Origin of the sequence: Methylomagnum ishizawai, from assembly GCF_019670005.1 — a bacterium.
Taxonomy (GTDB): domain Bacteria; phylum Pseudomonadota; class Gammaproteobacteria; order Methylococcales; family Methylococcaceae; genus Methylomagnum; species Methylomagnum ishizawai.
This window is the reverse complement of record NZ_AP019783.1, coordinates 124,632-136,563: the sequence shown is the minus strand read 5'-3', so window position 1 is coordinate 136,563 and position 11,932 is coordinate 124,632. Positions and strand designations below refer to the sequence as shown.

Annotated in this window: 8 protein-coding genes and 1 tRNA gene; 4 read left to right on the top strand and 5 right to left on the bottom strand. The window is 59.0% G+C overall.

Annotated features, from left to right (window positions below; all coding sequences use genetic code 11):
• The first annotated feature begins 55 nt into the window (after window positions 1–55).
• Window positions 56–721, top strand: coding sequence for a ribonuclease T (gene rnt / locus K5658_RS00595; RefSeq protein WP_221065060.1), 666 nt, complete (start codon window positions 56–58; stop codon window positions 719–721).
• On the opposite strand, the gene grxD is transcribed toward rnt, so the two are convergent.
• Window positions 713–1,048 (bottom strand): Grx4 family monothiol glutaredoxin, encoded by a 336-nt coding sequence (gene grxD / locus K5658_RS00590; protein ID WP_221065059.1) that lies wholly within the window; start codon window positions 1,046–1,048, stop codon window positions 713–715. The two genes, rnt and grxD, sit on opposite strands and share 9 nt — an antisense overlap.
• A gap of 220 nt (window positions 1,049–1,268) precedes the next feature.
• On the opposite strand from grxD, the gene K5658_RS00585 reads away from it, so the two are divergent.
• The 3 genes from K5658_RS00585 to K5658_RS00575 all read left to right on the top strand — a co-directional run bounded on the left by K5658_RS00585 (window position 1,269) and on the right by K5658_RS00575 (window position 4,477).
• Window positions 1,269–2,285, top strand: a complete 1,017-nt coding sequence (locus K5658_RS00585) for an isocitrate/isopropylmalate dehydrogenase family protein (protein ID WP_221065058.1) — start codon at window positions 1,269–1,271, stop codon at window positions 2,283–2,285.
• A 52-nt stretch (window positions 2,286–2,337) separates the two neighbouring features.
• A tRNA-Glu gene (locus tag K5658_RS00580) sits at window positions 2,338–2,413 on the top strand.
• A gap of 135 nt (window positions 2,414–2,548) precedes the next feature.
• Window positions 2,549–4,477, top strand: a complete 1,929-nt coding sequence (locus tag K5658_RS00575) for an ATP-binding protein (RefSeq protein ID WP_221065057.1) — start codon at window positions 2,549–2,551, stop codon at window positions 4,475–4,477.
• Between the two features lie 73 nt (window positions 4,478–4,550).
• On the opposite strand, the gene K5658_RS00570 is transcribed toward K5658_RS00575, so the two are convergent.
• The 4 genes from K5658_RS00570 to K5658_RS00555 are packed head-to-tail and all read right to left on the bottom strand — an operon-like array spanning window position 4,551 to window position 11,923.
• The gene (locus K5658_RS00570; RefSeq protein WP_221065056.1) at window positions 4,551–7,631 is read right to left on the bottom strand and encodes a DEAD/DEAH box helicase; all 3,081 of its coding nucleotides are present in this window, start codon (window positions 7,629–7,631) and stop codon (window positions 4,551–4,553) included.
• Between the two features lie 5 nt (window positions 7,632–7,636).
• On the bottom strand, window positions 7,637–7,975 hold the full coding sequence (locus K5658_RS00565) for a helix-turn-helix domain-containing protein (protein ID WP_221065055.1): 339 nt from the start codon (window positions 7,973–7,975) through the stop codon (window positions 7,637–7,639).
• Window positions 7,976–7,979: 4 nt separating this feature from the next.
• Window positions 7,980–10,103, bottom strand: a complete 2,124-nt coding sequence (locus K5658_RS00560) for a pentapeptide repeat-containing protein (RefSeq protein ID WP_221065054.1) — start codon at window positions 10,101–10,103, stop codon at window positions 7,980–7,982.
• Between the two features lie 23 nt (window positions 10,104–10,126).
• The gene (locus tag K5658_RS00555) at window positions 10,127–11,923 is read right to left on the bottom strand and encodes a DNA methyltransferase (RefSeq protein WP_221065053.1); all 1,797 of its coding nucleotides are present in this window, start codon (window positions 11,921–11,923) and stop codon (window positions 10,127–10,129) included.
• Window positions 11,924–11,932 lie beyond the last annotated feature (9 nt).

Sequence of the window (11,932 nt, the reverse complement as noted above, 5' to 3'; positions counted from 1 at the left end):
CGCACAAATATAATAAGCTTGCCCAGCCGAGTCGAGGAAAAATCGCACTTTTCTAATGCACAATCCAGCGCATCCCGTTTTCGCCCGCCGTTTCCGCGGCTTCCTGCCGGTAGTCGTCGATATCGAGACTTCCGGTTTCAATCCCACCAAAAACGCCGTCCTGGAAATCGCGGCGGTTATCATGGAGATGGACGGCCAGGGCCGCCTGCATCTTGCGGAGACCCATGCCAGCCATGTCAAGCCGTTCCCAGGCGCGAAGTTGGAACCCTCGGCGCTGAGCTTCAACAAGATCGATCCCTTCCATCCGTTCCGCTTCGCGTTGGACGAGAAGGAGGCGCTGGACAAGCTGTTCCACCCGATCCGGGCGGCGGTGAAGCGGAACGCCTGCACCCGCGCCATCCTGGTCGGGCACAACCCGGCATTCGACCTCGGGTTCTTGAACGCCGCCGTGGAACGCGCCGGGATCAAGCGCAATCCCTTCCATCCCTTCAGCACCTTCGACACGGCGACCCTGAGCGGCCTGGTCTACGGCCAGACCGTGCTGGCCAAGGCGGCGCAGGCGGCGGGCCTGGAATGGGACGGCGAACAGGCCCATTCCGCCATCTACGACGCCGAGCAGACCGCCCGGCTGTTCTGCGGCATCGTCAACCGCTGGGCGGACTTGGTGGAGGCCGAAGGCCGGCTCCATGGGCCTGGGTCCGAACCCGAACCCTCAGCTTGAGGCTTCCGGGCTGGCGGTGCCGGCCGCGGCCAGATGCTGCTGCAATTCCCCTTTCTGGAACATGTCCAGCATGATGTCGCTGCCGCCGATCAATTCGCCCTTGATATAAAGCTGGGGGAAGGTCGGCCAATTCGAGTAGGCTTTCAGCCCTTCCCGGATTTCCGGGTCTTCGAAGATGTTGACGAAGGCGTAGTCGGTGCCGCATTGCTCCAGGATTTGCACGGCCCGGCCCGAGAAACCGCATTGTGGGAAGCTGGGCGTGCCTTTCATGTACAGGATGACGGGGTTTTCGGCGAGTTGGGCTTTGATGCGGTCGTTGATGTCCATGCTTGGCTCCGTGGATCGAGTGATTTCCGGGCCAATCTATCAGATATCGGCGGCGGGCGGAAAGCGCACCACCCCGGTGCGGAGCCACCGCCGATGGGGCATGCCACCCCGCCCTTTCCGGCGGCGATCCGTTGCCTGCGCCGTGCTTTAAGTCCGCCGGGTTCCTGGTGGATAATCCCGGCTAAATGCCCAACCATCCCGCAACCGTAGGAGTCCCTTCATGCATTCCATCACCCTCATCCCCGGCGACGGCATCGGCCCCTCTATCGTCGACGCGGCGGTCAAGGTCATCGAAGCCACCGGCGTCCAAATCGCCTGGGATCGGCAACTGGCCGGCATGGCGGCGGTCGAGAAGCACGCCAACCCGCTGCCCGACGCCACCCTGGAGTCGATCCGCAACAACCGCCTGTGCTTCAAGGGACCGCTCACGACCCCGGTGGGTGGGGGATATCGCAGCGTCAACGTGACCCTACGCCAAGCCTTCAACCTATACGCCAACGTCCGCCCGGTGATTTCCTTCGAGGGCACCGACACGATGTACGACAACGTCAACCTGGTGACGATCCGCGAGAACACCGAAGGGCTGTACGCCGGGATCGAGCATTTCATCAAGGTGGACGAGGAGAAGATCGCCGCCGAGAGCATCGCGGTCATCACCAAGGTCGGTTCCGAGCGCATCATCCGCTATGCCTTCGACTACGCCCGCAAGGCCCAGCGCAAGAAAGTCACCCTGGTCCACAAGGCCAACATCCTCAAATGCACTTCCGGCCTGTTCCTGGAGATCGGCCGGGAAATCGCCAAGGAATATCCGGATATCGAGTTCGACGACAAGATCGTCGATGCCACCTGTATGCATATGGTGATGAAGCCGCAGAGCTTCGACGTGATCGTCACCACCAACCTGTTCGGCGATATCCTGTCGGATTTGGCGGCGGGCTTGATCGGCGGGCTGGGGCTGACCGCCGGGGCCAATATCGGCACCGACGCGGCGCTGTTCGAGGCGGTGCATGGCAGCGCCCCCGACATCGCCGACAAGGGCATCGCCAACCCGACCGCGATGATCCTGGCCGGGGCCATGATGATGGAGCATATCGGCGAACTGGCCGCGGCCCGTAAGATCGAGCAGGCGGTGCGCGAGGTGATCCGCGCCGGGAAATACGTCACCCCCGACCTCAATCCCGAATCCACCTGCGGCACCGCCCAGATGGCCGAGGCCATCTGTGCCAAAATCGGCTAAATCGGCCTTGCCCTCGGGGGCGCATGGCGCTATCCTTTGCGCCCTCGTTCCGGTCCCCATCGTCTAGAGGCCCAGGACACCGCCCTCTCACGGCGGCGACGGGGGTTCGAATCCCCCTGGGGACGCCATATAAATCAAGAAGTTGCTGCAAGTTGGAACAGCAAAACCCTAAACTTAGGGAGAATTTAGGGAAAATCCGGTCCCAACAACAAGGCAAAAATCTTGAAGTTCAATGAAAAAGCCCGGCAAGACCGGGCTTTTTTATGCCCATCAGTTCCATTGAGAACATGCCGGGAGCCGAACATAATTCGCTGGCAAACAGGAGAAAAGGCATCATGCGTTCGGCGGAAGACCTGTTACAAGAATTGACCTTGCTTGATGAATCGCACCGTATAGAGGCAAAGCGCGGTTCCCAGGTAGATCGTTCGATCATGGAAACGGTCTGCGCATTGTCCAATGAGCCGGGCATGGGCGGCGGCTACCTGTTGTTGGGTGTTGTGCGTGACCCATATGATTTGTTCAGCAATGCATATGCGGTGGAAGGCATCACTGAGCCCGACAAAATCCAAAGCGACCTTGTCACCCAATGCGCGAACAACTTCAACCGTCCGGTGCGCCCCCGTGTTGCGGTGCAGGAGTTGAACGGCAAAGCCATCGTGGTTGTGTATGTGCCAGAAGCGGCAGCCACCGACAAGCCGATCTACTTGAAGAACCTTGGCTTGCCGAGAGGTGCCTATCGCCGTGTGGGTTCCACGGATCAAGAAGGAACCGACGACGACTTGATCGCCCTGTACTCCGGCCATCAGGTGGATACCTACGATGCGGCCCTGATACCCGACACCGACCTCAGCGACATCGATCCAACCGCGTTGAACGACTATCGCCAACAGCGCCGAGCCATCAACCCGGATGCGGAGGAACTGGCTTGGACGGATGAGGATTTACTACGTGCGCTCGGATGCGCGAAGCGAGATAACGGAGAACTCAAGCCTACTGTCGCAGGTATCTTGCTGTTCGGGACGACGATGGCCTTGCGGCGTTGTTTTCCCCTGATGCGTATCGACTATATCCGCGTGCCGGGGAAGCGTTGGGTTGAGAATCCCGATCATCGCTTCGATACCCAGGAAATCCGCACTCCGCTGTTCACCGCCATCCGCCGCGCCACCAACACGGTACGCGACGAATTGTTGCAGTCGTTCTCCTTGCCGGAAGGCGCTTTGGCGCGGGAGGATGAACCTACGCTGCCCTTGCGGGTGGTGCGCGAAGCGGTGGTGAATGCGGTGATGCATCGGAGCTACCGGATTCAAGGCGCGATCCAGATTATCCGCTATGCCAATCGGTTGGAAATCCGCAACCCTGGTCACTCGCTCAAGGCCGAGGAGCAACTGGGGGAACCTGGTTCCGAAACCCGTAACCCCAAGATCGCGGCGGTCCTGCACGAGGTGAACATCGCCGAAACCAAGGGCAGTGGTATCCGCGCCATGTGCGAACTGATGCTGGCGCAAGGGCTTTTACCGCCGACCTTTGAATCCTCCCGCCGCCCCGATCAATTTGTCGCGACCTTCTTATTCCATCACTTCCTGGGAACCGATGATCTTGCTTGGCTACGCCAACTCACGGGCGAGTTTTTGAGCGATGAAGAAGCCCGCGCTTTGGTCTTCGTCCGCGAAGCGGGTGCCATCGATAACGCGGCTTACCGGGCGATCAATCGTACTGACACGCTCAACGCTTCCAGCCATCTGCGTCGGTTGCGTGATTTAGGCTTGTTGGATATGAAGGGCAGTGGTAGTCGGTCTTATTACGTACCGGGCTCCAAGTTCGGCCCGTTGCTCCAAGAACCCGAACCGCCGACAAATAGTCACCAGCCTCCCCCGGATAGTCACCAGCTACCCGAGAATAGTCACCAGCTACCCGAGAATAGTCACCAGCTTCTAAGCGCCATCCCGGAATCCATTCGGCATCGGCTGCCACCGCCAGGAAGTAAGCCGCGCCGCCCGGTTCTCCGTGAATTGATTGTGGAACTATGCCGCTGGCGGGCACTGAGCGCCGAGGAAATCGCGGCCATCTTGGGAGGGCGGGAGCAAAAGCCGCTGGTCAGGGATTATCTGACGCCCATGGTCGAGGAGGGCGTTTTGAGTTACCGCATTCCCGAAATGCCGAATCATCCGGGACAGCGGTATATCGTGCCTTAAAAAATCCAGGGCTTTCGTCCTCCCCTATCCAAAGCGGGGCGGGATAGTTCCGTTGAAAACGCTCCTTCACACGTCACGGCACCACGCCGCGAAAATTCAGATTTCCTCCTCCGCCGATCAACCGCGCAATCTGCTCCCCCAATTGCTGCGGCTCCCAGCAGACCAGGAATTCCCATCTTCCCAACTCGCCCCAATGGTTGACCGCCGCCGTCCAGCGCCGGGCGGCTTGATGCTTGGCGTCGGTTTCCGGGTGGGGTTGGCCCTTCACTTCCAGGGAAAGGGTGATGCCGTTGACCAGCAGCACCAGATAATCTGGTTCGTACACACGGGGCAAGCCGAAGAATTCATAAGGGATGTTGAACTCCAAATGGTCGTTGCGGGCATAGGCCAGCACCAAGCCTTCCTGGGCCAGTTGTTCCAGCCGGAACATGGCCGCTTGTTCCCAAGTGTCGGTGTCGCAGGCCACATAGTTCAGGTGGCTGTGAGTGGTCGCCTGGATGGGCTTGACGGTCTTGAAGTGGACCCTGCTGGTACTGCCGATGGGCTGATAACGGTTGAGGCGGGGTAGTAGCGGGGTTTCACCGTGGCCTTCGTCCGGCTCGATGGCCGCGACCAGCAAGCCGACGATGCGCTGGGCGTAGTTTTGCAGGCCGATTTCGCACGGGTGGCAACCGTTCAGGTCCACGCGGGCGTCGATGTAGTTCTGGACGATGCGCACCACTTGGGGAAACAGCACGCTGCGGCCTTGCCGTTGCGGTGTTTCGCGGCCCGGATGGCTGGTTTCGGTCAGGGCACGGACGATTTCCCGAGCGATTTCAAAGGCTATGGTCTGCGGATGGGTGGATTGGTAATACGCCTGCCGGTCCACCTGCTCGAAGCCGAAGCCGCCGTATGCGCTGGGATGGCCGATTTTGTAGCCCACTTGGGGCCGCACGAAGGCAGCGGTCGGCGTGCTGGAGGGGTCAAGCCGGGTGCGCTCGACTTGGCTCAGGTCGCAGCGCACTCGATGGTGCTTGAGGTCCACCACATAGCCCTCGACCACCGGGAAGCGGATTTCCAGGTGTTTCCGTTCGGGCAGCGCTTTCACCTCGTGCTTCGGTCGGTCCTCCGGCGGCGGGCCGTTTTTCGGTTTGCGGCCCTTGAACGGAATCAGGGAGAACGGCACGCCGAACACGTCCACATATTCCTCAGTCAGCAGGCCGGTGTTGGGATCGGGCGTGTAGTCCATGCGCCGCAATCCCCGCCCCACCACTTGCTCGCACAGCAGTTGGCTACCGAAGGCCCGCAAGCCGAGGATGTGGGTCACGTTATTGGCGTCCCAGCCCTCGCTGAGCATGTTGACGCTGACCACGCAGCGGATGCGCTCGCCCGGTTCGCCGGGTCGGCCCACGCTGGACACGATCTTGCGCAGTTCTTCCGCCGCCTCCTTGCGGGTGGCCTTGGGGTCTTCGCTTTCGGCCTGGGCCAACAGGTCCGAGTCGATCCGCAGGGTGACTTCCGCGCCGGGCTGGTTCCACAGTTCCGAGAAGCCTTGCAGGCCGGGGTTATAGCGCTTCTGCGGCTTGGGCTTCTTCTTGCGCTTGGGCGCTTCGTCGTCGTCCGCCTCGTGGTCGGATTCGTCCAGCACGACGGTTTCCTCGCCGGAAATCATCCGGTGGAAATGCTCGGCGATGTCGGTGTTGTCGCACACCACGATCATGACCGGCGGGGCGCGGTCTTGGCCGGGCGTGGAGGCGTTGAGTTGCTCGAAGCGTTGCTTCCATTCCCCGGCCAGGGTGAGCAGCGCGTCTTCGGCCTTGCGGTAGACCACATCCGGTTTGGGCTTGCCGCCGCTGAGCTTTTCGCCGCGTTTCAGGCCGTCGGTGATGGTCTGCCAGAGCTTGAAATATTTGGGGTCGGGCCGTCCGGTGTTGTCCTGGGTGGGGAGCCTGGGAATCTTGGTGATGCCGCTTTCGATGGCGTCCACCAGGCTGAAATCGCTGACGATCCAGGGGAAGGGCGAGCCTTCCGGGTAGCCGCTGCCGTGGATGTAGAACGGGGTGGCCGAGAGGTCCACGCAAAAGGCGATGCCGCAGGCGGCGTTGATCTTGTCGAGTCCCGCCACCCATACCGTGGCTGCCTCGCGGTCGGCTTTTTCCTGGGCCGAGAGTTCGGCGTCGGGCGGCACCGGGGCCGGGCGGTAGGCGTGGTGGCCTTCGTCGTTCAGCACCAGGAGGGGTTCGTCGTCCCACAGGTCTTGCAGCCGGTCTTGGGCGAACGCTGCCGGGGTTTCCGGTCCCAGTTGGGTGATGGGCACGCCGCCGACTTTCTGCACTTCCGCCTTGGGCAGGAAGTCGTGCCAGTTGGTGACGCGCACCTTGCCCTTGGCGAGTTCCGGGCGGAGCGGGGTGGGCACGAGGTCGAAGCGGTCGTAATAGTTGGCCAGGTCGCCGGGCCGCAGCACGGCCAGCCGTTCTTTGATGGTGAGATTGGGGCAGACGATCAGCGCCCGGCGGGGGAAGCGCGGGTCGCCGGATTGGGTGCCCCGGTTGCAGAAGGCCCAGGCGATGAGCATCGCCATGACCACGGTCTTGCCGCTACCGGTCGCCATTTTGGCGGCGTAGCGGGGAATGGGCTGGGCGGCGGGTTCGTTGGGGAAATCGGCGAGTTTGGGGTGTTGCGCGACCTTGGCCCGCCATTCGTCGGGGCGGGGGTTGCGGCCTGCGGTGAGGGCGCGGTATTCGTCCAGGGTGAGATTGGGATTGAAGCCGGGTTTGCGGTCCAGGGCGAGGATTTCCCGGAGGTAGATGATGGTTTCCACCGCTTCCAACTGGCAGAAGAACAGCCGCCGTGTCCGGTCTTCCCGCCACCAGTGCCGCAGGAGTTGCTTGGTGGTTCGCGAAGCGTTGACCCAGCCGGATTTGCGCCAGCGCCGCACGTCGTCGCGGAGGACGTTGACCAGGGGCAGGTCGTCGCTTTCTTCCTGGGCGAACAGCGTGCCTTGGGCGGTGCCGGTGCGTTCGGATTTGTACCAGTAGCTGGCAGGGCGGCGGAGGGGTTCCTTGAAGGGTTGGCCGGTGAGGGGGTCGTAGCGCCAGTGTTGGTCCGGCTCGGTGTAGGGCGAGCAGAGTATGGGGTTTTCGACGGGTTGGATGGGGTGGGCGGGGTCGGTCATGGGGCTTATTCCACCAAGCGGATTTCCAGGCGCTTGCCGCAAGCCTTGGCGTATTTCCTCAAGGTGGCAAGGGATGGCGAGTGTCTGTCGTTGCCGAATGAGGCTTCCAGGCGGGATACCGCGCTCTTGGTGGTGCCCATGCGGCGGGCGATGTCTTCTTGGGTCAGTCCGGCGGCTTTGCGGGCGTTCAGCATGACATCCAGGGCGGCGTATTCCTCTTCGAGCGCCGCGTAGGCTTCCCGGAAGGCCGGGTCTTCCAAGTCTTTTGCCAATTCGGTGGCGGGATCGAAGGGCACGGGTTGGTAGGTGCCGATTTCTTCGGGGGTGGGTTTAGCGCGGGGCATGTTTTCAGTTTTCCAATCCAAACAATTTAGCCACTGCGCCCATAAGGCTACCGATGCCGCCCGCCAAGGTTCCAACCATTTTCAACGCTTCCAGAGGGGCGATAGCGGCGGTTTTGGCTTCGGCTGGCGGCTTTGCGGCGGCTTGGCGCAAGGTTTCCACTTGCTGCAAAGCGTTTGCTTTCATTGCTTCGGGTAGCGCGTCCGATTGGCCGATTAGGCCCCGTAGTTGTTCGAGCAAGGAGGAGATTTCTGTCGCCGGAAGACCGGCGTGGGTCTCGTTGTGCTGCTCAACGTGGTCTCCTCCCTGGTTAATACTGGAATTAGTGATGTTAGAACCCGAAATGGTACTACTACGGTTATTCACGGCTGTGGCCTTTATGTTGATAATGGTTTCATTCGGTCGTTTCAGTAAGGGAACAAACGTCCCGATCAAAGCTTTAATTTCATCTTTGCCCTCTCTTACTAAATCGCGCTCACTCTGAGCGCGTTCCAAGTCTTTTTGCAGGAGAGCGTACTTATGTTGTTGTTCTAAAAGCTGAGTTTCATATTCGCGTCGAATTTCCTTGCGCAATAATTCCTCTTGTTCTGGCGGAACTTCAACGCTGACTTTGAGAGCATCGCCCTTTCGCTCAACTTTCTGAATTTGCGCCGCATCTTTGCCAAATCGGGTGCGGATTTCGGCGAGGCTGCATAGCAAAGCGTCCATCTGCGCGGGGCCTTCGATAATGATATCGACAGTGTGAGCGATTTCCTGGTAGAGCTTTTCAAATTCGCCGGGGCGGAACTCACCGCTTTCTGGCTGGCGGTTCTCCCCGATTTCGTCAAGGTAGACATACTCGCACTCAATACCTTCAAAGCAGGTGTGCTTATCGATATTCCAATGGCCGATGTATGCGCCGGTGAGTTTAGTGCGGGACAGGTCCGCGCCTAGCAGCACAGCGCGAGTAAGCTTGGCATTGCGGAGATCAGCGTTGGCAAAGCTTGCCCCAGAGAGGTTGGCCCCGGTGAAATCGGCTTTGGCTAGGTTCATACCGGAGAAATCGAGGCCGTGCAGGTCTAAACCGACGAAGTGTTTATCACTGCCATTCCCGCTAATTAGTGTGTCGCGGACGATTTTAGGCCCGAGAACGGTACCGTAAGTGTTGGCAAGATTGAGGGAATGTGCTTCACGCCAACAAGCATGGTCAAGAGTCGCACCAATCAGACAAGTATTTTGTAAAATGGCATCGAAAAACAATGCGTGATTTAGTTTGGCTCCACGAAAGTTGCTACCACCTAAACTTGCACAAAATAAAGCCCAATTTCTTAGCAGCCATGTTTGCGGAACCTCTTTATTTATTAACTTATAAATAAAAGATGATGATAAGAATTTTCCAGTTAATATTGCCAATAAAATCAAAAAACCAGTCATCTCAGAAATTGAAGGCATAAATGCTTGCTTTACAGTAAGCATAAAAACCAATAAAGCACAAATAATTATTGCAACAAAAAACCAATTGCTTGCAATATAAAAATCAGATAAAGCATCCGCAAATACGGATGTCATGTAAGCCCCAAACACCAGTGGAAAATAAGTACAAACAATAATAGCGGGGAGAAAAATTTTATAGCTAGGGCCATCAAAAATAAGCCATCCTACCACAGAGATAGCCACACAAATAAACCAGTTAATCAAGAATACTTTATATATGGAAGTATTATTTTTTTCAAACAAATTTAATGATATTTTTTCAAGAAAAATTGCAAAAATAATTGCAAAAAACATATGAGTTGCAATATCATAATTTCCTTTATTTTCTAATGAAATAGGTACCTTTATATATATAAAATTCAAAGAAGCAAGAGAAAAAGATATATAAAAAATTGTATGAAGAAAAATAGAAATAATCTGGACAATAAGCTTTATTGGTAAAACCATGAATATTGTTACCAACGTTTTCCCCATCCGCGCCCTACTAAAATCCACCCCCGTCAAATCCGCCCCCCGAAAATCCACCCCCCTTAAATCACAATTCCGAAATATAGCCCCCCGCAAATCCTGATTCCGAAACGACCGCCCCGCCAGTTTCTGCCCGCTAAAATCCAGTGGTGCAGCCTTTTCCGATGAGTTGTTATTTTTCTTGCTCATAAGGTTTTTATCGCATTCTGAATTTACCTTATCTCCACCACCCGCAACCCCTCATTCCCCCTCGGATCAATCACCTTCACCGCCACCCGCCAAACCCGCCCCGGACGATGCTCCGCCGGACGCGCAAACGGCAAGCTGACCAACCCACTCAGCGCTGCGAATTTCTCCTCCTCGATCACGCCCTTCTCGCCCAGCGCCTTCGCCAGCTTGGCCCATTTGCCCTTGTCCGGGAAAAACGCCTGACACACGCAGAAGGTCCGCCCGTCGTAGTCGCTGTCCAGGAACCACGCGGCGATGCGGTCCTTGTCGGTGGGGTAAAGCTGGTTGCTCACCGGGTCGTACACGTCCATGCCCTCGACTTCCACCACGTACTCGCCGTCCTTGCGCGGGGTCGGTCCCTTCACACGCGGGGCGCTGAACACGGTGAAAATCTGGTTGCCGGGCTGGGTCTTGAGCAATTCGCCCATCGCCACGTCGGGGCGGATCAGGGCCATGTGCAGGCGCAGGGTGGGATGGCTGGCTTCTTCGATGACGGCCTGGGCGGCGGCGTCGAAGCCGAAGGCGGCGAACACCACTTCGTCGTAGCCCCGGCGGTTGGAAGCGCGAATGGTGTCTTCCACCTGGAAGGCGGTCAGGTTGCCGACTTCCGGGCCGATGCTGACCGCCACGCGGCGCTCGCCCTCATCGCTGGTCCATTCGCCCTCGGCGTGGATCAGCGAGGCGTCGGTGATGGCGTCCAACCGTGTGAAGCGCATGTTCTTGTTGCCGGGGAAGTCCACGCCGCTAGCGGCCAGGAGTCGCCGCACCTTGTCCAGATGCGCTTCGGCGTTGACCACCGCCGCGCCGTCGCCGGTCCCGTCCGGGTCGGCGGCGTCGAAGGTGTCCAGGGTTTCGGGCGCTCCGGCGATGGGCGAATCGGGTCCGTCTTCCAGGGCGATGACGCCTTCCATGGTGAACGGCCCGCTGACCCGCACCACGCCCTTTTGCTCGTCGGGCTTGTCCACCAGCTCTTCCATCTCGGCGTTGGCGGCGATGCAGGCGTTCACCTCGTCCATCTTGGCCCGCCACGCGGCGCGGTAGTCGGTGAGGGCTTGCGCCAGGGCGTCCGGCCAATCAGGGTCGGTATCGAAAGGCACTTCCCAGTCCCGCCAGCGGTTTTCCGGCGGGATGCGGTCGCGCAGTTTCGCGGCTTTCTTGAAGGTGATTTCGGTGGGCAAGGTGCCGGGCAGCAGCCAGCGGCGCAGGTCGGCGTCGGTGATTTTCTTGATGCCTTCGTCGCGCACCTTGGCTTCCAGCTTGGCGACGAGTTTGCCGCGCATGGTGGCGTTGCCCCACGCGGCGAGGGCCGAATTCAGCGCGGCCAGTTGGTCGGCCAGGAGGGGTTCGTGCTTGGCGAAGATGGGATCGAGGGAGGCGTTGCGGGCGATGCTTTTGAGAGTGATGTGGGGGACGGTTTTGCAGTGGAAGGTGCGGGCTTCGTCGCCGTCGTGCTTGAGCCAAGTACCTTTGGGATTCCGCGCCAAGTCGTCGGGGGTGAGCGGGCGGAGTTTGAAATAGGGGAAGCGGGCGGTGAGCAGGCGTTGCTTGGCGAGGGCGAGGGCCACGCGGCTGGTGTCGATGGTGATCCAGCGTCGGCCCCCATGTTCGGCGACGTAAGCGGTGGTGCCGCTGCCGCAGGTGGGGTCCAGCACCAAGTCGCCGGGGTCGGTGGTCATTAATAGGCAGCGTTCGACAATTTTTAGGGCTGTCTGAACGATATATATCTTTTCCCCCAGCCCTTTCAAACTGAAATAACCGATAGTATTATCGGCGCTCAACATACCAACACC

What these genes read in the sequence shown, in the direction of transcription:
- rnt (WP_221065060.1), top strand. Translation starts at nt 56, where the DNA reads ATGCACAATCCAGCGCATCCCGTTTTCGCCCGCCGTTTCCGCGGCTTC.
- grxD (WP_221065059.1), bottom strand. Translation starts at nt 1,048, where the DNA reads ATGGACATCAACGACCGCATCAAAGCCCAACTCGCCGAAAACCCCGTC.
- K5658_RS00585 (WP_221065058.1), top strand. Translation starts at nt 1,269, where the DNA reads ATGCATTCCATCACCCTCATCCCCGGCGACGGCATCGGCCCCTCTATC.
- K5658_RS00575 (WP_221065057.1), top strand. Translation starts at nt 2,549, where the DNA reads ATGCCCATCAGTTCCATTGAGAACATGCCGGGAGCCGAACATAATTCG.
- K5658_RS00570 (WP_221065056.1), bottom strand. Translation starts at nt 7,631, where the DNA reads ATGACCGACCCCGCCCACCCCATCCAACCCGTCGAAAACCCCATACTC.
- K5658_RS00565 (WP_221065055.1), bottom strand. Translation starts at nt 7,975, where the DNA reads ATGCCCCGCGCTAAACCCACCCCCGAAGAAATCGGCACCTACCAACCC.
- K5658_RS00560 (WP_221065054.1), bottom strand. Translation starts at nt 10,103, where the DNA reads ATGAGCAAGAAAAATAACAACTCATCGGAAAAGGCTGCACCACTGGAT.
- K5658_RS00555 (WP_221065053.1), bottom strand. Translation starts at nt 11,923, where the DNA reads ATGTTGAGCGCCGATAATACTATCGGTTATTTCAGTTTGAAAGGGCTG.